Here is a 20,158-nt window from a genome sequence, read left to right as displayed (position 1 = left end):
AAATAGCATACACTATTTAATACGTTTACTTAAGCTTCTTCATTAATCTACATATCTTTTAAATCCACTGTATACATTTTCCCCTAAAATTTTAAGGTTCATACAATACTATTTCTAAAAAAAGATAGCATACTTAAACTTTTTTAGTTTTTTGTAAACATTTAAATAACCATAAAAAAATAAGCCAAACTTTTTAAAAAAGCTTGGCTTATTTTACTAAATATTAATTTGCTATATTTAAATTTAAACTTATCAATAGAGATCTATTGACCTTTTTCATATCGTCGTCTGTCATATGTCCAATTTTCTCTTTAAGCCTTTTTTTATCTAAAGTTCTAACTTGCTCTAAAAGAACTACAGAATCGCGGTTAAGACCATACTCCTCTGATGAAATTTCAACGTGAGTAGGTAATTTTGCTTTATTTATCTGAGAAGTTATAGCCGCTACTATAACTGTTGGACTATATCTATTTCCAATATCATTTTGAATAATTATAACAGGTCTAATTCCGCCTTGTTCCGACCCTATAACAGGACTTAAGTCAGCATAGAATATATCCCCTCTTTTTACTAACATAGTAGTCATTAGAATTATCACTCTCCGCACAGCCATGTCTCATATTCATTAACATCATTTAATTCATTTTCTGTCATTGAGGCTAGTTCTAAATTAATTAAAGACATTTCTTCATATCCTTGTCTCATTAATTCTATAGTCTCGTCACTTAATGTGTCATTAATATATAATATTACATTATCGCTATTATATTTACTAGATTTTTTAAATTCGTTAAATTTTTTTACAACTACCTGACATGCCATGATAATTCCTCCTATAATACTACAGAATTATGTATATTTAAATTATATATATTTTAACATCATTCTGTCAAAGTATTTGTATTTTTTCTTTGGATTTTAGACATAATTTCTTGTTTTAATCACTTTTCCATTATGTTTGTAGACTCTTGGAACCCTTCTTCCAATCATACATATAATTTCATAATTTATAGTACCTAACATCTTAGCTAAGTCATCAGCATCATTTTTAATGTTACCATCTTTCCCTAAAAGTATAACTTCGTCTCCAACTGAAACTCCATCTATATCAGTAACATCTACCATGCATTGATCCATGCATATCTTTCCTACTACAGGTGCTAATTTACCTCTTATTATAACCTTAGCTTTTCCGTTAAGGAGTCTAGTATATCCATCTGCATATCCTATAGGTAATGTTGCAATAGTTCTCTTTCCTTCGGTTACGTAACTTCTTCCGTAACTTATGTAAGTCCCCTCTTCAACAGTTTTTAAATGAATTATATTACTTTTTAATGTTAATGCTGGCCTTATTTTTATTTTATCTTTTTTAACTTCATTTGATGGATAATAACCATAAAGTATTATCCCTGGCCTAACAGCATCGAAATAGTACTCTTCTAAATCAATTATAGCTGCACTATTTGATACATGTTTTATCCCTGTGTTTACCCCTCTTTTATCTAATTCGTCTACTATTTTTTTATATTTTTCAACTTGTAATTTAGTATATTCTTTATCCTCTTCATCTGCTGTTGAAAAATGTGTAAATAGACCTATAATTTCTATTCCCTGTAATTTGCTTATCTTTTCAATTTTATCTATGCTCTCTTCGTTTGGCAAAAATCCTATTCTTCCCATACCCGTATCTATTTTGATATGTATCTTTGCTTTCGTGTTATTTTTGATAGCAAAATCCGATAACTCTTTAGCATATTCTAAATTAAATACTGTTTGTTCGATATCATATTTCACTAAATCTTCTTTAAAACTTAATGGAGTATATCCTAATATCATTAGAGGTTTAGTAATTCCATTTTCGCGAAGTTCTATAGCTTCACTTATAACTGCAACCGCTAATCTATCTGCTCCATTTTCTAAAAGGATACTAGCTGTATCTATAGCTCCATGCCCGTAAGCATCAGCTTTAACTACTCCTATTATCTCCTTATCTTTAACTATCTTTTTAATTTCTTTTATATTATCTTCAATTGCATCTACATCTATTTCAGCCCATACTGGTCTAATACCATTCATCTTGTGCACCTCACTCTAGTATTTTTATATCCTAGCTATCTTTACTTTTGCATACATCCTTTTTACTAAACTCTCTATATTCAATATTAACTCTTTGATTGCTCTTATCGTCAAACATTTTTATTAATATTGGTGTTTTATCTTTTTTATTTATATAAAGAGTCGCTCTGTCTAAATGTTTATTCATACCTTCTAGGTTTAACTCTATCTTTATATATTTTAAATCTCCCCACTCTTCTTGACCTTCTGATATAGAAGTTATAGGACTTTTAAAAATTTCAGATAAAAAAGCCATAGGATATACAATATCCATATCTCTTCCTACTTCGTAAGCTTCACCTTTTTTATTATACTTCATAATTATTTTGTCATCTTTATAGACCTTAGTTAAATCTTCACCAAAATCTATTTTCATTTCATCTTTACAATAATTAATATGTGCCTTATTAGTATATTCTCCCCTTGAATTTTTTATAGTATATTCAACGATTGAATTATAATTTTTTAAGTTTTTCACACTATCAATTACGTCCTCTGTAGTAGGCATAAATGTATGTCTAAACATTATAACTAACATTATGGATATAAACGGTATTAAAATTAATGCTCCAATTTTAAGTTTCTTTTTTAAGTTTTTCTTTTTTTCTTTTACATCGTTAAAAAAATTCATGACTCCTCCACTATTAATTGTTCCTATAATACTAATATTAAATAGTGGATAATTTTATTCTACTTTTCACATAATTTTTCTAATGTTTTAGGTAATTCTAAAATTATGTCTCTTGCATTAACGATATATCTACTTTCACCTAAACTATCACCAATATATCCATGTACGTATGCTCCTAAAAGAGTAGCCTCTAAATTCGGTAGGTTTTGCGAAACTAAAGACGTTATAATTCCAGTTAAGCAATCACCCATACCTCCTGATGCCATTTTACTACACCCTGTTTTATTAACATAGGTACACTTCCCATCAGATATTACCGTATTGTGGCCCTTTAGTAGTACAACTACCTCGTTTTCTTTTGCAAACTCTCTTGTTACATCGATTCTATTAGATTCAATATAACTTATACTTTTACATAGAAGTCTACTCATCTCTCCAGGATGTGGAGTAATGATGCTTCTTCCTTTTATAAACTCAATTAGATCTTTTCTTTCTGAAATAATGTTAAGTGCATCTGCATCTAAAACTAAATTACATTTACTGTTTTTAATAATAAATTCTAAAACATCAGCGCTTAACTTAGACTTACCTATCCCAGGACCTAAGGCAATAACATCATACTTATCTAAATTAACTACATCCTCTACAGATAAATAGCCAAAAACCATAGACTCTATAGATTTTGATTTTAAAACATCTTCTGAGTCTTTGTGAATTAAAAGAGTTACAAGTCCTGAGCCTGTTCTTATAGCAGCTTCAGTTGTTATATATGCAGCTCCCGTATATTCAGAAGATCCTGCCATAACAAGAACTTTTCCATAACTCCCTTTATTTCCTATTTTATTGCGTTTTGGTACTAAAGATTTATAAAATTCCTCTGATAATATGTACATATCCTCTGAATTTTTTCTTTTAATTTCTTCTAGGATATCAATACTTATTAAATTAACCTCCCCTAAATATTCTATAGCTTTAGTATTGAAAAATCCTTTTTTCATAACTTCAATTGTAAAAGTAATATCAGCTTTAACAGCTATGTTTAATACTTCACCAGTATTTGCATCTATTCCTGATGGAGTATCTAAAGAAATTGTAAAAATTTTGCTATCATTAATTATTTCTATTATTCTAGCATAAATTCCTTCTATCTTTCTATTTAATCCTACTCCAAATAACGCATCGATTAGACAATTACTGCTATCAATTTTTATTTTAAGTATATTTTCTTTTATTTTTTTATTAAAGTTATGATTATTTAAATTAAGTATGTCTAAATTAAGCTTTTTTAAAACCTCAAAGTTTATTTTAAAATCTTCTGTTCCTTTTTCAATATCTCCAACTATTATAACCTTAACATTTTTATGTAAGGCCTTTAGTTTTCTAGCTATTACTAGCCCGTCTCCTCCGTTATTACCTATACCACAAACTATAAGAAAGTCATCTAGTTTTAGAATTTCTTTTGATATTCTTTCCCCTGCAATCTCCATTAAAACAATTGATGGCACTCCAATTTCATTTATAGTTTGTTTATCGATATTTTTGCAGCCTTCTTTACTCATAATATACAAAGGGCTACACCTCCTCAATTATAACAAATGCTATAGCAGATGAATTATCATGAGAGATACTAACATTTATTCTGTAACCTTTTAAATTCATAGTATCTTCTATATTCTTTGAAATCTTCCCCAAAGGTTTACCAAGGCTATCTCTTAAAATTTCAATTTCATTAAAATTAAATCCTCTAAAACCAGTACCAAGCGCCTTGCTCATAGCTTCTTTAGCTGCAAAGTTACCTGCTATAGTCTGAGGACTAAATTTTCTTTCTTTAAAATATTCTATTTCATCTTCACTAAACATTCTTTTTAGAAAGTTATCACTTCTTGAAATAGCCTTTTTAATTCTTTCTATTTCTATTATATCTGTACCTATTCCAATAATCATTTTACACCTCCATATCTTAATATCTATTGTACTACATTAAGAATTATTAAGGCATATATTTATATTATTATACCGTCATTGCATAGTTAAAGTGTTCTACACCTTCAAAGTCATTAACACATTCGTCTATAAATTCCCCTGCTATGTCAATTAAATGTATTGGAGAAACCCCATTTTCATATAACATATTTAATAACCCTTTTACTTTTTCTTCATTTGGCGAAATCAATTCAACAGCTTCACTATATGAGTTGATTTTTATTTCTCCTTTGTAATCTAATCTTTCAATCTCTATTCCAAATACTTCGTCTATTCCTAAAACTGATTTAATTAACTTGTAATTATAGATTCTTTCTATCCCATTTGTCACTCTTTTAAAAACTAATTTTTCTTTTATCATTGTTCCCCACCTCACAATTATCCTTACACTTCGAAATATACCATATATATATTGCGAAGTATGTAGAATAATGCCTTGTTAAAATGTTTTTTTACTGACATTTATTTCACTATTACTTCATTCTACATAGAAAATACACACTTTCGACATAAAGTTTTGCTTTAAATTGTAAATTCTGTGTCGAATAGTAAAGAGGAAAAGAAAAAAGAACTACTTTTAGTAGTTCTTTTTTTAAAACTTCGACCTTTATTTTAATTTTGAATTTTTTTATTTTATTTAAATTCATATAATTTATCTTTAAAAAAACTTTTTAAATACAAATTCAAAGGTTTGTCTTTGGAAATTTAAAAGACTTATTCTAATTCTGAATCACTAGTAGCTTCTCTTCTACTTCCTACAAATTTAAAGTCTTCAACTACAACTTCTGCTCTAAATCTTTTAACCCCGTCTTTGTCTTCATAGCTTCCGGTGCTTAACCTACCACTAATACTTATTTGATTTCCTTTTTTCATATATTTGCAGATTACCTCTGCTTTTTTACCCCAAGCTATTACAGGTATTAAATCAGAATGTCTTATTCCATCTGACGATTTAAAACTTCTGTCAACAGCAATGATAAATTTTGTTCTTACTGTATCATTATTTTGAACTACTACAAGTTCAGGGTCTTTAATTAATCTTCCTATTAATACTATTTTATTCATTATTTGCACCTCCTGACTAATTACACCTTAAATTATTTCCTTTATTTCGGAAATTATTCATCTTTTATTATTTTTGATGTTATAATGTTTACAGAATGAATTTAAGGAGGGGTATTATGTCTATTTTAGTTTGCGGTGGCGCAGGTTATATAGGTAGCCACATGGTTGCTGAACTTTTAGAAAATGGAAAAGATGTAGTTATATTAGACAACTTAGAAAAAGGACATAAAGAAGCCATTTTAGGTGGAAAATTATACATAGGAGATTTAAGAGATCGAAAAATATTAGATAAAATATTTGAAGAAAATGATATTGAAGCTGTTATCGATTTTGCTGCTTATTCTTTAGTTGGTGAAAGTATGACAGAACCTTTAATGTATTTTAATAATAATGTTTCTGGTACCATAAATCTTTTAGAAGCTATGAAAGATCACAATGTAAAATATATTGTTTTCTCTTCAACAGCTGCAACTTACGGTGAACCAGAAAGCACACCAATCTTAGAAACTGATAAAACAATTCCAACTAACGCTTATGGAGAATCTAAATTATTAGTAGAAAAAATATTAAGATGGTGCGATAGCGCTTACGGAATAAAGTTTACTACTCTTAGATATTTCAATGCAGCTGGAGCTCATATAAACGGTAAAATCGGTGAAGACCATTCGCCAGAATCACACCTTATCCCATTAATTTTACAAGTTGCTCTTGGAAAAAGAGATAAGATAATGATGTTTGGAGATGACTATAACACTAAAGACGGTACTTGTGTAAGAGATTACATCCACGTATCAGACTTAGCCTCAGCTCATTTATTAGCATTAGATAGATTGATGAGTGGCGGAGAAAGTAGGATTTATAACCTTGGTAATGGTACAGGCTTTACAGTAAAAGAAATGGTTGAGATAGCTAGAAAAGTAACTGGACATCCTATTCCTTCTGAGGTAGCACCTCGTAGAGCTGGAGATCCTGCAATTTTAATTGCTTCAAGTGAAAAAGCTATGGAAGAATTAAACTGGAAACCTAAATTCAATTCAGTTGAAACTATAATAGAAACAGCTTGGAACTTCCACAAAAATCATCCTGATGGGTATAACGAATAAAATAAAAAGAGCATCTAATTATCTAGATGCTCTTTCTCTATTTCTTTCAAGAACAGAATTAACTTCTACCCCGAAAATAAATATCATAGATGTTATAAAAAGCCAAGTCATAAGAACAAACACAGTTCCTAGGCTTCCATAAATCCTTGAATAGTTAGCAAAATTATTTACGTAATATGAAAACCCTAAAGATGCAATTATCCACCCTACGGTTGTAACTATCGCTCCAGGTATAGTATTTCTAAGCTTAACTTTTCTATTTGGTGCTACTTTATAAATAATTGCGAAAACCAATATCATCATTACTATAATAATTACATACCTTAAAATGTCCCAAATAAAATTAAGTACGTGCTCAAAAGGGAGCAGATGACTTAAATAATACCCTATTTGATCACCGAATACGAGCATTGCCAAAGTACAGATTACTGTAAGGGCAAGTGCAAGTACGCTTATCATACCTATAATAGAAATCTTTATAAAAGATCTCCTCTCTGTAACCTCATACGCCTTATTTACACCTTTTATTACGGCTCTAAATGCAGAAGATGCACTCCAAATCGTTAACACTACAGATACCCCTAATATCCCTGTGTGTTGATAATCTACAACTTCTACAACCGTGCTTTGTGTCAATTCATAAACACTAGTAGGGACTATTGTTTTTAGTCCATCTAACACTTCCGTAGAATCAAGGTTACTAAAACCTACTAATGTTATTAGAAATATTAAAAACGGGAAAAATGATAATACCATATAATATGCTAGCTGCGAGGCTAAAGCAAATATATCATCTCTCTTAACTTTAACTATAAGATATATCATAGTATCTAAGAAAGATTCGTTATTGTTATTATTTTCTTTATTATTTCTCATAACATCTCCAAATTTAATCTTTAATTACTTTTAAATATAGTACCATATATAGAATTTTTTATCAAAATACTAGTTATACTACGTCTTATGTTTACCACTTACTATATAAATATAGTATAATTTCATATATAAGATAATATACTTAATTTTCTATATTAAATATATTATACTATTTTAATTATGAAAGGGTGCACTTAAAATGTTATATTCTTTAGAAAATGAATTTGTAAAGATAACAGCTCATCCCCACGGTGGAGAGCTTCACAATTTAATATCAAAAAAAGAAAACACTGAATTTTTATGGAATGGGAATCCAGAATATTGGAAATATCATGCTCCTATACTTTTCCCTATAGTTGGTAAAGTTAAGGATGGAAAATATAGAGTTTCTGGAGAAACTTATGAATTACCTCAACATGGACTTGCAAGAGTATCAGATTTTGAAGTTGTCGAAAAAGAAAAGGATTTTATAACTTTTAGCTTAAAGTGGGATAAAGATACTTTAAAAGTATACCCTTATAAATTCGAACTTTTAATAACATATACCTTAATAGAAAACTCAGTTAAAGTTACTTACACTGTACGAAACTTAGACGATAAAAAAATATACTTTTCAGTAGGTGCTCATCCTGCTTTCCTTTGTCCTATTATGAAAAACGAAACTATGGAAGATTACTATTTCGAGTTTAATCAAAAAGAAGACGCAAAAATAATGCTTTTAGGGTCTGACGGTTTATTTATACACGAAAAAGAAGATTACCTTAAAAATGAAAATAAAATCCATTTAAGTAAAGAAGTTTTCAACAATGATGCTTTAGTATTTAGTGACTTAAAATCTACGAAAATATCATTAAAATCTACAAATCACAACAAAACTTTAACTATGGATTACGCTGGTTTCCCATACCTTGGATTATGGTCAATGGCAACTGGCGCTCCTTTTGTTTGTATAGAACCTTGGTGTGGACACGCAGATTTTACTGACTTTAATGGTGAATTAAAAGATAAGCCTGGAATAGTTAGTCTTGAGGAAAATGAAGTATTTGAACGTTTCTACACTCTTACAGTTACAGAATAAATAAATACGGCTTTGCACTAAACCTTAGTGCAAAGCCGTATTTTTATATTTTAAAAGATTCAGGAAGTAATCTTTTATATTTTTTTGTTAAATACCTATCGTCTACAAGAAGTGCTCTTCCCCTATCTTCTTCAGTACGTATTACCCGTCCTACAGCTTGAAGAACTTTATTTACTCCAGGATATATATAAGAGTAATCATATCCTTTTTCATCATAATAGTCTTTAATTATTTCCTTTTCCATAGATATCTTAGGGTAACCAACCCCAACTACTACAGAACCTATAAGTGATTTTCCAGGTAAATCTATACCTTCTGAAAAAACTCCACCTAAAACTGCAAAACCTAAAACATTTCTTTCTTCTTTAAATTTATTTAAAAATAAACTTCTATCTTCTTCGTTCATAACTCTATCTTGAATAATTATTTGAAATCTACTTAGACTTTCTTTATCTAAATTTTCTAAAGCTAATTCTAAATAGTCATAAGATGGAAAAAATACGAAATAATTCCCCACCTCACTATTTACAAAGTCTATAACTTTTTTAAGCAAATCATTTATAGTTAATTTTCTCTTTAAAAACCTAGTGTTTATAGGTGCCACTGACACTTTAAGATTTTCCCTATCAAAAGGTGATTCTAATCTTAATCTATATGATTTCTCATTTCCTCCTAAAAGATCTATATAATAATCTATAGGAGATATTGTTGCTGAAAATATAACTGTTCCAGATATCTTATCTATAATACTTTTTAGTTTTTTTGAAGGGTCTATACAAAATAAAGTTACAATTAAATCTTTACCTACGTTTTCTACATAAGTTACATATTCATCTGAATATAGTTCGCTTATGGATATAAATTTATTTATATCAAAATATACATTCATATATTCCTCATAAAAGCTTTCTTTAGGCAGTCTTGGTAAAAACTCTTCAGATTCGCTTAAAAACCTTCTAAGGTTTTTATATAACTTATCTGGTTCTTCTTTAAAATAAATTGAATCTTTTCCTTCAGATTCACATTCGTGTCTAAATTCTACAAAAGATTTATTTATTGTTCCAAGTATCTTATATATGTTAGTAATCTTACCTTTTAAAACTTTTCTAAGATTTAAAATACTTTCTTTATTTAATGATGCTGAGTACATATTTCTTCCTCTATCTACTAAGTTATGACCTTCATCAACTAGTAAAATTAAATCATCACGCACATCTTCAACTACCCTTTTAAGTCCAACCCTAGGATCAAATATATAATTGTAATCACATATTATACTATCCGCCCACTCTATTAAATCAAGAGAAAGTTCAAAAGGGCATAATCCTTCTTTTTCTCCTATTTCTTTAAGTTCTTTTTGCCCTAGATGTACCTTATTTTTCATAATATCAAATATAACATTTCTGCTTTTATCATAATAATTTAAAGCGTAAGGACAATCCTCAGGATTACAGCTTACTTTTTCATTTAAACACATCTTTTCTTTAGCTGTGATAGTAAGTGTTCTAAACTTCAATCCTTTTCCTCTTAAGATATCGTAAGTCTCTTCTGCAACTTTTCTATTTACGTTTTTCGCAGTTAAATAAAATATTTTTTCTTTTAATCCTTCACCTATAGATTTAACTGAAGGAAAAATTGTAGAGATAGTTTTTCCTATACCTGTTGGTGCTTCAACAAATATAAGCCCTTTATCTCTTATAGTCCCATAAACAGCTCTAGCAAGCTTTAATTGGCCTTCTCTGTAGCCTTTAAAAGGAAATTCTAATTTTTTTATACTTTTATTTCTTTTCTCTTTATGCTTAACTAATACTTTTACATATTTTTCATATCTATCTATAATCTCAAATACAAAATCACCGAGCTCATCTAAAGTATACTTTCTTCTAAAGCTTTTTACTTCATCAGTGTTTAACTGATAATAGCTAAGCTGAATATAGCCTTCATTTATACCTAGTTCTTCAAAATGAATAAAACCATAAAACTTAGCTTGAGCCCAGTGCAACTCATTTTCATCTGTGATTTCTATTAACTCTCTATAAGTTGATTTAATTTCTTCAATGATTACTTTATCATCTTCGATTATTATTCCATCCGCTCTTCCTTCAATCTTTAATATAAAGTTATCTAAATCAAAATCTTTAGTTAAATATACTTCTTTTTTATAATCTGTATATATCTCTTCATTACTCTTTTGAAGTTTTTGATGAGCCCTTGTTCCTTCTAATGCTCTTTTATTACTTACAAATCTATTATCGATACTTCCGCTTCTTAAAATAAATTCAACAATACCCCTAACAGATTCTTGGATAATTTCTTTTTTCATAATTATCTCCTAAACAAATCCATAGTTTTTAATAGAAAAATAGAGCTAAATCTTAGCTCTATTTTTCATCTTTTTTATGATATTCTTTAACTATTTTTTGAACTAATTTTTTAATAACACTAGCTTGCGCTATAAGTGAAAGAACTAATAAGAATGTTCTTATTTGATCTTCATCATCTGAGTCTAATTTTAAAGTCTTTACAACTTCATCTAACTTTTCTTCTGTTTCCATAGATGTAGCTAAAAACTTTTCTAAACTTTCTTCTTGAGTTTCTGCAAAAACTTTATAAGCTGTTTCCCAAGATATTATATCGTCCGTTCTATCATTTATTTCATTAAAAGCTAAACTAAATACTTTTTTTATTTCTTCTGTAGTTAAAATTGGCCTCATATAGCTTAATAATACTAGTTGAACTAAATGAATTTTAGTATAACCTCTTTTTTTACCATCTTCAGGTTTAGTGATTACTTCGCTTTTGATGTAATTTTGTACTATATTATTTGTATATTTATCATCCGTAAATTTATCATTTAAATAATCAATAACTTGTGATAAAAATAAATCATATTGTGGCAATTCATCATATGAAATCATACTATTCTTTGACATTTCTTCTGCTAGTTCGTTAATATAATCAGCATTAACTTTCTTTTCCATACTTCTCCACCTTTACTTATTAAACTTAATCCGAAATTAATCTTTTAATAATATTATATAGTATTTGTAAACTTATTACAAGTTATTTCTAAATCTATTAACTGTTATAGAAAATTGAGAAGTTTCTTTTTTTACATAATATCACATAATTCTACTTTTTATTCTATAAATTTCTTTACTAATTTGTTAACAAATTAAAAAAACTCTTACTTTTTTCATTTTTCCCCAATAAACTCTCTTTAAACCCTTGCATTTAAGCGGTTTTTGAATGAGAATATTCCTATTTACTTTTTAAAATGTCAACTATTGACATTTCTATTTTTTGGTAGTATATTATTGGTATACTATTTATTGAAAATTTTGTTGTTAATTAAAAGTTAACATTTCGAAGTTGACTTTTAATTACAATTTTGGTAAGATAGCATAGTAAATTGTCGAACGTTGTCGTAATTGAGTGGTTTTCACACGTTCAGACTAGTTTCAATTTGAGGAGGAAAGATTATGAAATCAACAGGAGTAGTTAGAAGAGTAGACGAATTAGGAAGAATAGTTATACCAATAGAGTTAAGAAGAACTTTAGATATAGCTGAAAAGGATGCTTTAGAAATATATGTAGACGGAGAGCAAATCATCTTAAAGAAATATGAGCCAGCTTGTATTTTCTGTGGAGATGCTAGAGATGTTGTAAACTACAAAGGTAAAAACATCTGCAAAAACTGTTTAGCAGAATTAAAAAAATAATTTCTAAATTAAACATATAGCTATTTATTTATATAAAAAGTCCGATATTAAATATCGGACTTTCTATATTTCTGTAGAATATTTATATATTACACTTTTAGGTTCATTTCTATCTTTCGCTACTTTCTTAATAGCGTCTTTTTTACTTAAACCTTCACTTATATATTTTCTTATATGATCTTCAATACTTAGATCTTCAAAGGCTTTTCTTTTATCAATTTCTATTTCTTCATCTGTAAGTCCACTTAAGACTAATACAAACTCTCCTCTTGGAGCTTTTTCTTTAAAGAACTCAATAACTTCCCCTATAGTTCCTCTAACTATCTCTTCATGTAATTTAGTTAATTCTCTACATGCTGCTATCTTTCTATCTCCAAAAGATTCTTTTAAGAAAGTTAAAGTACTTAAAAGCCTATGAGGTGCCTCATAAAAAATAAGCGTTTCTCTATGATCTTTAATATCTTCAAGGAGAGCATTTCTCCCTTTGTTATCCCTTGGAATAAATCCTCTAAAAGAAAACTTAGAAGTATCTAACCCCGAATGAATTAAAGCAGTTGTAAAAGCTGACGCGCCAGGTAAAACTTCGAATTTAATACCTTCTTCTATACATTTACTTACTATTACACTTCCAGGGTCTGAAATTCCAGGCATTCCAGCATCGCTAACTAAAGCTATATTTTCACCTGATTTTAATCTATCTATTATTTCTCCGCTTTTCCCTTGCTCATTATGCATATGGTAGCTTATTAAAGTTTTCTTTATATCAAAGTGATTTAAAAGTTTTAATGAATTTCTAGTATCTTCTGCCGCTATAACATCAGCACTTTTTAAAACTTCTAAAGCCCTTAGGGTGATATCTTTTAAATTTCCTATAGGTGTTGGAACTAAATATAATTTCCCATACATATATTTTAGACCTCTCTTCCGTATATTTTGTTAATTTGGTCTGAATAAGTACCATCTTCGTTATAGACAAATAAAGGTTCATCCCACTTTAAGAAAGCTCCTCCATCTCTTTGTCCTTCTACTAAAACTATGTTAGGTGCTTTGTTTTTATTTGGGTGCACCATTCTTATTCTCTTTGGCTCAATTTTATGTTTTCTCATAAGAGTTATTATATCTGCAATCCTTTCAGGTCTATGTACCATAAAAACTCTTCCGTTATCTTTTAAAAGTATCCTAGTTGCAACTATAACATCTTCTAAGTTACACATAACTTCATGCCTCGCTATAGCCATCTTATCTTTAGGATTAACTATACCTGCATTATTTAATTTATAAGGAGGATTAACAGTAACTACATCAGCTTTTTCTATAGATTTTAATAATTTCAAATCTTTTAAATCTCCATTAATAAAACTTATGTTACCTACTGAATTAATCTTTACGCTTCTATTTGCCATTTCAACCATATCTTCTTGAATTTCTAGCCCAAGAATAGATTTAGGTGAATATTTACCATAAACTAAAAAAGGTATGATTCCTGTTCCTGTACACATATCAATTACTCTATGCTTAGATTTTACATTTGCAAAATCAGCTAAAAGAACTGCATCTACACCAAACTTAAATCCATCTAATTTTTGAATTAAAAATAAATCTTTAAGCTGTAAGTCATCTACACTTTCATCTTCGTTTATTTTAATATCTCTAAATTTTTTCATAAAAAACATCCTATCTTTATAAATTATATATTCTTCATTATACAGTAAAGGATTTTCCATTACAATTTATCATTCTCTATAATAATAATTTTAATCTAATCATCTGCCTTTTTTAACGTACAAACTAACTATAAATTTATAATTAGTTTGTACGTTAAAAAAGGCCTTAGATTGCTCTAAGACCTCAATAATTCTTCTTAGTTTATTATTCTTCTAGCTGCGTAGAAGTTCCAAATTGGAGAAACTTTAACTACATCACCTGTTTGTGGTGCGTGAATTATGTTACCTCCACCAACATAGATACCTACGTGACCTGCACTTGGGAATACTAAGTCTCCTGGTTGTAATTCTCCTCTTGAAACAGGACGTCCAACATTTACTTGGCTAAAAGTAGTTCTTGTTATATCTATTCCTGCTGCTTTTCTATAAACATAGCTTGTGAAACCTGAACAGTCAAATGAATTTGGTCCAGTTGCACCCCAAACATAAGGTTTTCCTAAATGTTTGTAAGCTTCACTTATTATACCTTGTACATTTCCTGAAACTGTTGGTGTTCCTCCACCATTATTTGGTGATCCTGAATTTGAAGAAGATCCTGAATTTGAAGCTGAACCTCTGTTAGCTTCTTGTTCTCTCTTTTCTGCTTCTTTTTTAGATAAGTTATCTTTACCTTTTTCAATAGCATCATTTATTTCTTTTTTAACAGTTGGAGATTTAATTTGTGCATCTCTTATGTCTCTGATTTGGCTTAAAGCAGATTTTAAATCATTAATAGAGCTATTTGAACTCTTTAATGTATCCATTTGAGGTTTAACTATTTCTCTCTCAACTTGTGCTAAGTAACCAGAATCGAATTTATCCCTTTCAGCCTTAGCTTGTTTAGATAATTCTAATTGCTCTTTTTCTAATTCTTTGAAGCTTGCTAATTCTTTTTCAGTTTCAGCATTTAACTCTTCAATTTTTTTGCTCTTCTCTTGTAAAGAAGTTACTTTCTCGTTAAGACTTTTTTGGTTTGCAGTAAGTTCTTTAACGACTTTTTTATCGATATCTACTAATCTATTAGCAGAGTCTAATCTTCCTACTAAATCACTAAAACTTTCAGCTCCTAAAATAACTGATAGGTAGCTAGTTTGTCCACCTGACTTATATAATTCTCTAAGTCTTCCACCTAAAACTTCTTCTTGTTCAGCTATTTTAGCTTTAGTTTGCTCTACCTCTTTTTGAGTTGTAGCAATCTCGCTTTTAGTCTTGTCCATTTCTTTTTTATTTTCTTCTACTTTGTTTACTAGTGGTTCTATTTTAACGTTTAAATCTGATATTTTGCTTTGTATATTATTTATGTTTTCTTCTAATTTAGCGTACTTTTGTCTTGCATCCGTAACCTCTTTTTGATCCGGAGTAGCAAATGCAGGCATTGCTGGCATAACTGTACTTAGCGCTAACGCTCCTACTATCACTGCTGATATAATTCTTTTTTTCATGGTTATCCGGTTCCTTAGAACCTACCCCCTTTCAAATTGTGTAATTCCTTTATATTACTAGAAATACATTAACAATTATAACACCTTGTCCACCCTTACACAACATAATTTATAACAAAATTCTTACAATCAACTTTATTTTTCAAGAAATTTATTACATTTTTATACTTTCCCATACTCTTACTTGTGAGATGCTGATAAGGTTTTCTTAAAATGTTACTTCTATATACAAATAGGTAATATTAATATATTCTAGAAAATAACTGTTTTAATAGTAATTCTCTTTTCTATCTCTAGTTATATAATTATTATTTTCACTACAATATATATAATAACACATTTGATTACATTTTTGTAATGTTTTTTAATAAACAGTAAACAAATTTGACTTTTTATCTTTTTGCACTTATAATAAATTTGCTAACGGGGTGTGGCGCAGATGGTAGCGCGCATGGTTTGGGACCATGAGGTCGCAGGTTCGAGACCTGTCACCCCGACCAAGCAAAAAGAGATTATCCAATTTGGATAATCTCTTTTTTTATGCATTTTTATCTTCTATATCTTTTAAATGCTTTTCTATATATTCATCAGCCTTTTTAGCAGCCTTGCATAAAGATAAAGTAACTACGACGACCAATACATAAATTAAAACAAAAATTATTTTCATAAATATACCTCTATCTATTTCCTACCTTTTAGTATTATTATTGCCACTTTTATGAATAATATTTATATATACTATTTTAGGAGGAATTTCTCATGAATAAAGATTATAAAAATCTATTAAAGAAACTTATAAAATCCTACTACGATGATAACTTCTACGAAGAAGTTTCAAATCTACAAAAAGAAACAAACTTTAACGAAGAAGAATTTAAAGCAATTATATCTTCACTTTGTGGAATAAAGCTAGAGCAAAATGATAATCTTATAGAAACCTTAAGAAAAGGAATAACAAACTACAAAATAAGTGCAAAACTTGTTGAAAAAGTTCACAGTTGTTCTGATAGTTGCAAAGAAGAAAGCTCAAAACCTAGAAAATGCGTAGCCTCTTGTCCTTTTAACGCTATAGTAGAAGATCCCTTAAGTCATAACCTTTTGATAAACTCAGACCTATGTTCTGATTGTGGAGTTTGCGTAAACGTATGTGAAGAAGGTAGTTTTTTAGAAAAGATAGAATTAATCCCTTTATTAGAACTTTTAAAAAACAACAAAAACGTAATAGCTATAGTAGCCCCAGCTATTATTGGACAATTCGGTAAAGATGTAACTATGGATAAACTTAGAACATCATTTTTTAAAATAGGATTTAAAGATATGATAGAAGTTGCTTTTGCCGCTGATATGCTTACATTAAAAGAAGCAGTTGAATTTGATCACCACGTAAAAAATCCAAACGACCTTTTGATAACTTCATGTTGCTGTCCTATGTGGATTGCTATGATAAAAAAAGTTTATCACTCATTAGTTAAAGATGTATCACCTTCTGTATCTCCTATGATAGCAGCAGCTAGAGTTTTAAAATTCTTAAACCCTGAAGTTAAAGTTGTATTTATAGGACCTTGCATAGCAAAAAAAGCTGAAGCTAGAGAAGCTGATTTAGTTGGAGACGTGGATTTAGTTCTCACTTTTGATGAACTAAAATCAATATACGATACATTAAGCATAAATCCTAAAGATTTAGAAGAAACAGTTTCAGTAGAATATGCATCTAAAGGTGGAAGAATATATGCAAGAGCAGGCGGTGTATCTATAGCTGTAGGTGATGCTATAGAGGAATTATTTAATGAAAAGCATCACCTATATAACCCTAAGAACGTACACGGCGTTAAAGAGTGCAAAGAAATACTTAAAGATATTCAAGAAGGCAACAAAATAAATGCAAACTTTATAGAGGGTATGGGATGTATAGGCGGCTGCGTTGGAGGGCCTAAAAGAATTATTTCTAAAGAAGAAGGTTTAGAATCTGTAGATAAGTTTGCTTTTTCCTCTCCAATAAAAACACCTAATAATAGCGAATTAATTTTAGATTTATTTAAAAGATTAAATATAAATTCTTTTGAAGATTTAACTGATCCTAAAAAAACTGAAATATTCCATAGAAAATTTTAATTTAATATTTATTTAAAAACATCCTTTTATAAAATGGATGTTTTTTATTTTTAAATCTACTCCCCTTTTTATGTAACATACTGTATTATATATAAGGGGGTGGTTATATGTTAAAGAATATAGATGCCGCAATTTTTGATCTAGATGGAACATTAATAGATTCTATGTGGGTGTGGAATAAAATCGATACAGATTATTTAACATCTAAGAATATTGAAGTTCCTGAAAATTTAGAAGAAGATTTAGGACACTTAAGCTTTATACAAACTGCAGAATACTTCAAAAAAAGATTCAAAATTGAAGATTCAATCGAAGAAATATGTAACACGTGGAATAAAATGGCCCAAAGCCACTATTCTAACGATATCCCATTAAAACCAGGTGTAGCTGAATTTCTAAGCTTTTTAAAATCACAAGGAATAAAGATTGGACTAGCTACTAGTAATTCTACTCACCTATTAGAAGCATCACTTAAAAATCATGGAATATATGATTTATTTGATGCTATAACAATAACTGATGAAGTTGGTATTGGGAAACATAGACCTGACGTATATCTTTTAGCTGCAAAAAAATTAAATGCAGATCCTTTAAAATGTGTTGTTTTTGAAGATATACTTCCTGCGATAAAAGGCGCTAAGCTTGGAGGAATGAAAGTTGTAGCAATTGAAGACGAAGCATCTATTAATGATAGAGCTACTATTATTGATGAAGCTAACCTTTATATTAAAGATTACAACGAACTACTAAATGAAATTCAAATAACAGCATAAAATAAAGAAGATGCAAAAGCATCTTCTTTTTTTATAAATTCATATGTTATTTTCTAACAACACCAAATTTAGTTTCTAATTCTTTAATAGCTTTTAAGTAAGCTTCTTGTTGTTTTTGTTGAGTTAATTGTTGTTTTATTCCATCTTTAACTTCATCAAATGATTTTTCGCTTGCTCCGTTTTTAGCTTCAACTTTGATTATGTGGTAACCAAATTGAGTTTTAACAGGTGCAGTTACTTCACCAACAACAGCATCAAATGCAGCAGCTTCGAATTCTGGAACCATCATTCCTTTTCCGAATGCTCCTAAGTTTCCGCCAGCTTCTTTTGAAGGACATGTTGAATATTTAGCAGCAGCTTCTTCAAAAGTTACATCTCCAGCTTCTATTTCTGATTTTATTTTGTTTGCTTCTTCTTCATTTTCAACTAAGATATGTTTAGCTGAAACTGTAGGTTGCTCAACAAAGTTTTCTTTATTTTCTTCATAGAATGCTTTAACATCTTCATCAGTTACTGTAACCTTTGATAAAACTTCTCCCATAGCCATTTGAGCTAATAATTCTTTACCAAATCTTTCTAATGTTTCTTTGTATTCTACTCTCTCATCTAACTTTTCTTCTTTAGCTTGTAATGCCATTACCTCTAAAGCTATCATTTGCTCTAAAAGTTGTTTTTTTGCTTGATCATTATCAAACATCATTTGTCTTTCTTGAGGTTGGTTAGCTATTACATTGTTTAATTCTGCTTCTGTTATTTCAACGTTTCCAACAGTTGCTAATACTTTATTTTCCATATTAGTTGTCTCCTTTACATAAAAAAAATAATATCTATATATATATTACCATATATCGATATTATAACAATCATATTAATATAATTTTATATTATTATCCACAATTTTATATAATTTTGTGGATTTTATACACAAAATTAATTTACTTTTGTGTATAACTTTAATTTTATTTCAATTTTAAATGAAATATTCTTAATTAAAATAAAAAAAGATGTTCTAAAATGAACATCTTTTTCTGGTGGAGGTAAGGAGATTCGAACTCCTGACCCCCTGCGTGCAAGGCAGGTGCTCTCCCAACTGAGCTATACCCCCAGAAATAAAAAAAAATGGTGGCTCGAGCAGGAATCGAACCAGCGACACGAGGATTTTCAGTCCTCTGCTCTACCGACTGAGCTATCGAGCCACACCATACTTGGCAACGTCCTACTCTCCCACACAGTCTCCCGTGCAGTACCATCGGCGCTATAGAGCTTAACTTTCCTGTTCGGAATGGGAAGGAGTGTTTCCTCTATGCCATCATCACCAAATAAGTAATTCTCCAAATCTTAGATTTGGTAAGAAGAACTTATGCAAATTATTTAAAATTTGTATTCATTGTTCTCTTAAAATTGCACATGAATTATAGTTAACAAATAATTGGTCAAGCCCTCGACCTATTAGTATCAGTCAGCTGAATGTGTTGCCACACTTACACTCCTGACCTATCAACCTTGTGTTCTTCAAGGGGTCTTACTAGCTTACGCTATGGGAAATCTAATCTTG

The 20,158-nt window shown here is 29.4% G+C and carries 21 protein-coding genes, 3 tRNA genes and 2 rRNA genes; 6 read left to right on the top strand and 20 right to left on the bottom strand.

Annotated elements, in window-relative coordinates; translation table 11 throughout:
* Positions 1–223 precede the first annotated feature (223 nt).
* The 8 genes from INR60_RS14255 to INR60_RS14220 form a co-directional block, all read right to left on the bottom strand.
* On the bottom strand, positions 224–586 hold the full coding sequence (locus tag INR60_RS14255; RefSeq protein WP_274380451.1) for a type II toxin-antitoxin system PemK/MazF family toxin: 363 nt from the start codon (positions 584–586) through the stop codon (positions 224–226).
* A gap of 8 nt (positions 587–594) precedes the next feature.
* Positions 595–822, bottom strand: coding sequence for a hypothetical protein (locus INR60_RS14250; protein ID WP_194192166.1), 228 nt, complete (start codon positions 820–822; stop codon positions 595–597).
* 96 nt (positions 823–918) lie between these two features.
* Positions 919–2,076: an alanine racemase gene (alr, locus tag INR60_RS14245; RefSeq protein WP_194192165.1), complete on the bottom strand. Its 1,158-nt coding sequence runs from the start codon at positions 2,074–2,076 to the stop codon at positions 919–921.
* A gap of 31 nt (positions 2,077–2,107) precedes the next feature.
* Entirely contained in the window at positions 2,108–2,746 is a 639-nt protein-coding gene (locus tag INR60_RS14240; RefSeq protein ID WP_194192164.1) for a germination lipoprotein GerS-related protein, read from the bottom strand.
* Positions 2,747–2,805: 59 nt separating this feature from the next.
* Complete coding sequence (locus INR60_RS14235) at positions 2,806–4,305, bottom strand: NAD(P)H-hydrate dehydratase (protein WP_238480461.1); 1,500 nt, start codon at positions 4,303–4,305, stop codon at positions 2,806–2,808.
* A 13-nt stretch (positions 4,306–4,318) separates the two neighbouring features.
* Positions 4,319–4,690 (bottom strand): holo-ACP synthase, encoded by a 372-nt coding sequence (gene acpS / locus INR60_RS14230; RefSeq protein ID WP_194192162.1) that lies wholly within the window; start codon positions 4,688–4,690, stop codon positions 4,319–4,321.
* Between the two features lie 67 nt (positions 4,691–4,757).
* The gene (locus INR60_RS14225) at positions 4,758–5,090 is read right to left on the bottom strand and encodes a DUF6514 family protein (protein WP_194192161.1); all 333 of its coding nucleotides are present in this window, start codon (positions 5,088–5,090) and stop codon (positions 4,758–4,760) included.
* Between the two features lie 353 nt (positions 5,091–5,443).
* Positions 5,444–5,794: a single-stranded DNA-binding protein gene (locus tag INR60_RS14220; protein WP_194192160.1), complete on the bottom strand. Its 351-nt coding sequence runs from the start codon at positions 5,792–5,794 to the stop codon at positions 5,444–5,446.
* Between the two features lie 116 nt (positions 5,795–5,910).
* On the opposite strand from INR60_RS14220, the gene galE reads away from it, so the two are divergent.
* Positions 5,911–6,897 carry a UDP-glucose 4-epimerase GalE gene (gene galE, locus INR60_RS14215; RefSeq protein ID WP_194192159.1) on the top strand — a complete coding sequence of 329 codons (987 nt, stop codon included), beginning with the start codon at positions 5,911–5,913 and terminating at the stop codon, positions 6,895–6,897.
* 18 nt (positions 6,898–6,915) lie between these two features.
* Here galE and INR60_RS14210 read toward each other — a convergent pair whose 3' ends face one another.
* A complete protein-coding gene (locus INR60_RS14210) occupies positions 6,916–7,773 on the bottom strand; it encodes a YihY/virulence factor BrkB family protein (RefSeq protein ID WP_194192158.1) in 858 nt (285 codons plus the stop codon).
* Positions 7,774–7,972: 199 nt separating this feature from the next.
* Here INR60_RS14210 and INR60_RS14205 point away from each other — a divergent pair, with 199 nt between their 5' ends.
* Positions 7,973–8,851 (top strand): aldose 1-epimerase family protein, encoded by an 879-nt coding sequence (locus INR60_RS14205; RefSeq protein WP_194192157.1) that lies wholly within the window; start codon positions 7,973–7,975, stop codon positions 8,849–8,851.
* 43 nt (positions 8,852–8,894) lie between these two features.
* Here INR60_RS14205 and INR60_RS14200 read toward each other — a convergent pair whose 3' ends face one another.
* On the bottom strand, positions 8,895–11,174 hold the full coding sequence (locus INR60_RS14200; protein ID WP_194192156.1) for an ATP-dependent DNA helicase: 2,280 nt from the start codon (positions 11,172–11,174) through the stop codon (positions 8,895–8,897).
* Positions 11,175–11,232: 58 nt separating this feature from the next.
* A complete protein-coding gene (locus INR60_RS14195; RefSeq protein WP_194192155.1) occupies positions 11,233–11,832 on the bottom strand; it encodes a DUF1836 domain-containing protein in 600 nt (199 codons plus the stop codon).
* 501 nt (positions 11,833–12,333) lie between these two features.
* On the opposite strand from INR60_RS14195, the gene INR60_RS14190 reads away from it, so the two are divergent.
* Complete coding sequence (locus INR60_RS14190; protein WP_024614332.1) at positions 12,334–12,573, top strand: AbrB/MazE/SpoVT family DNA-binding domain-containing protein; 240 nt, start codon at positions 12,334–12,336, stop codon at positions 12,571–12,573.
* Positions 12,574–12,636: 63 nt separating this feature from the next.
* On the opposite strand, the gene rsmI is transcribed toward INR60_RS14190, so the two are convergent.
* The 3 genes from rsmI to INR60_RS14175 form a co-directional block, all read right to left on the bottom strand.
* On the bottom strand, positions 12,637–13,479 hold the full coding sequence (rsmI, locus tag INR60_RS14185; RefSeq protein WP_194192154.1) for a 16S rRNA (cytidine(1402)-2'-O)-methyltransferase: 843 nt from the start codon (positions 13,477–13,479) through the stop codon (positions 12,637–12,639).
* 5 nt (positions 13,480–13,484) lie between these two features.
* Positions 13,485–14,237 (bottom strand): tRNA1(Val) (adenine(37)-N6)-methyltransferase, encoded by a 753-nt coding sequence (locus INR60_RS14180; protein WP_194192153.1) that lies wholly within the window; start codon positions 14,235–14,237, stop codon positions 13,485–13,487.
* A gap of 197 nt (positions 14,238–14,434) precedes the next feature.
* Positions 14,435–15,718, bottom strand: coding sequence for a C40 family peptidase (locus INR60_RS14175; RefSeq protein ID WP_194192152.1), 1,284 nt, complete (start codon positions 15,716–15,718; stop codon positions 14,435–14,437).
* A gap of 424 nt (positions 15,719–16,142) precedes the next feature.
* Here INR60_RS14175 and INR60_RS14170 point away from each other — a divergent pair.
* Positions 16,143–16,218: transfer RNA gene (locus INR60_RS14170), tRNA-Pro, on the top strand.
* A 38-nt stretch (positions 16,219–16,256) separates the two neighbouring features.
* On the opposite strand, the gene INR60_RS17575 is transcribed toward INR60_RS14170, so the two are convergent.
* Complete coding sequence (locus INR60_RS17575) at positions 16,257–16,385, bottom strand: hypothetical protein (RefSeq protein ID WP_274380450.1); 129 nt, start codon at positions 16,383–16,385, stop codon at positions 16,257–16,259.
* 92 nt (positions 16,386–16,477) lie between these two features.
* Between INR60_RS17575 and INR60_RS14165 the strand changes: the two genes are divergently transcribed.
* Complete coding sequence (locus tag INR60_RS14165; RefSeq protein WP_194192151.1) at positions 16,478–17,830, top strand: [Fe-Fe] hydrogenase large subunit C-terminal domain-containing protein; 1,353 nt, start codon at positions 16,478–16,480, stop codon at positions 17,828–17,830.
* A gap of 107 nt (positions 17,831–17,937) precedes the next feature.
* Positions 17,938–18,603 (top strand): HAD family hydrolase, encoded by a 666-nt coding sequence (locus tag INR60_RS14160; protein WP_194192150.1) that lies wholly within the window; start codon positions 17,938–17,940, stop codon positions 18,601–18,603.
* A 46-nt stretch (positions 18,604–18,649) separates the two neighbouring features.
* Here INR60_RS14160 and INR60_RS14155 read toward each other — a convergent pair whose 3' ends face one another.
* The 5 genes from INR60_RS14155 to INR60_RS14135 form a co-directional block, all read right to left on the bottom strand.
* On the bottom strand, positions 18,650–19,396 hold the full coding sequence (locus INR60_RS14155) for a peptidylprolyl isomerase (protein ID WP_194192149.1): 747 nt from the start codon (positions 19,394–19,396) through the stop codon (positions 18,650–18,652).
* Between the two features lie 236 nt (positions 19,397–19,632).
* A tRNA-Ala gene (locus INR60_RS14150) sits at positions 19,633–19,708 on the bottom strand.
* A 15-nt stretch (positions 19,709–19,723) separates the two neighbouring features.
* Positions 19,724–19,799, bottom strand: a tRNA-Phe gene (locus INR60_RS14145).
* A gap of 7 nt (positions 19,800–19,806) precedes the next feature.
* Positions 19,807–19,923, bottom strand: a 5S ribosomal RNA gene (rrf, locus tag INR60_RS14140).
* Between the two features lie 109 nt (positions 19,924–20,032).
* Positions 20,033–20,158, bottom strand: a 23S ribosomal RNA gene (locus INR60_RS14135); the annotation flags it as partial.

Source organism: Clostridium chrysemydis (assembly GCF_015234215.1).
In the GTDB taxonomy this organism is placed as follows: Bacteria; Bacillota; Clostridia; order Clostridiales; family Clostridiaceae; genus Clostridium; species Clostridium chrysemydis.
This window is presented reverse-complemented; position numbering and strand designations above follow the sequence as displayed.

Bases quoted from the DNA above. Each gene is read 5' to 3' on its own strand.
- INR60_RS14255 (WP_274380451.1), bottom strand. From the start codon at position 586: ATGACTACTATGTTAGTAAAAAGAGGGGATATATTCTATGCTGACTTA.
- INR60_RS14250 (WP_194192166.1), bottom strand. From the start codon at position 822: ATGGCATGTCAGGTAGTTGTAAAAAAATTTAACGAATTTAAAAAATCT.
- alr (WP_194192165.1), bottom strand. From the start codon at position 2,076: ATGAATGGTATTAGACCAGTATGGGCTGAAATAGATGTAGATGCAATT.
- INR60_RS14240 (WP_194192164.1), bottom strand. From the start codon at position 2,746: ATGAATTTTTTTAACGATGTAAAAGAAAAAAAGAAAAACTTAAAAAAG.
- INR60_RS14235 (WP_238480461.1), bottom strand. From the start codon at position 4,305: ATGAGTAAAGAAGGCTGCAAAAATATCGATAAACAAACTATAAATGAA.
- acpS (WP_194192162.1), bottom strand. From the start codon at position 4,690: ATGATTATTGGAATAGGTACAGATATAATAGAAATAGAAAGAATTAAA.
- INR60_RS14225 (WP_194192161.1), bottom strand. From the start codon at position 5,090: ATGATAAAAGAAAAATTAGTTTTTAAAAGAGTGACAAATGGGATAGAA.
- INR60_RS14220 (WP_194192160.1), bottom strand. From the start codon at position 5,794: ATGAATAAAATAGTATTAATAGGAAGATTAATTAAAGACCCTGAACTT.
- galE (WP_194192159.1), top strand. From the start codon at position 5,911: ATGTCTATTTTAGTTTGCGGTGGCGCAGGTTATATAGGTAGCCACATG.
- INR60_RS14210 (WP_194192158.1), bottom strand. From the start codon at position 7,773: ATGAGAAATAATAAAGAAAATAATAACAATAACGAATCTTTCTTAGAT.
- INR60_RS14205 (WP_194192157.1), top strand. From the start codon at position 7,973: ATGTTATATTCTTTAGAAAATGAATTTGTAAAGATAACAGCTCATCCC.
- INR60_RS14200 (WP_194192156.1), bottom strand. From the start codon at position 11,174: ATGAAAAAAGAAATTATCCAAGAATCTGTTAGGGGTATTGTTGAATTT.
- INR60_RS14195 (WP_194192155.1), bottom strand. From the start codon at position 11,832: ATGGAAAAGAAAGTTAATGCTGATTATATTAACGAACTAGCAGAAGAA.
- INR60_RS14190 (WP_024614332.1), top strand. From the start codon at position 12,334: ATGAAATCAACAGGAGTAGTTAGAAGAGTAGACGAATTAGGAAGAATA.
- rsmI (WP_194192154.1), bottom strand. From the start codon at position 13,479: ATGTATGGGAAATTATATTTAGTTCCAACACCTATAGGAAATTTAAAA.
- INR60_RS14180 (WP_194192153.1), bottom strand. From the start codon at position 14,237: ATGAAAAAATTTAGAGATATTAAAATAAACGAAGATGAAAGTGTAGAT.
- INR60_RS14175 (WP_194192152.1), bottom strand. From the start codon at position 15,718: ATGAAAAAAAGAATTATATCAGCAGTGATAGTAGGAGCGTTAGCGCTA.
- INR60_RS17575 (WP_274380450.1), bottom strand. From the start codon at position 16,385: ATGAAAATAATTTTTGTTTTAATTTATGTATTGGTCGTCGTAGTTACT.
- INR60_RS14165 (WP_194192151.1), top strand. From the start codon at position 16,478: ATGAATAAAGATTATAAAAATCTATTAAAGAAACTTATAAAATCCTAC.
- INR60_RS14160 (WP_194192150.1), top strand. From the start codon at position 17,938: ATGTTAAAGAATATAGATGCCGCAATTTTTGATCTAGATGGAACATTA.
- INR60_RS14155 (WP_194192149.1), bottom strand. From the start codon at position 19,396: ATGGAAAATAAAGTATTAGCAACTGTTGGAAACGTTGAAATAACAGAA.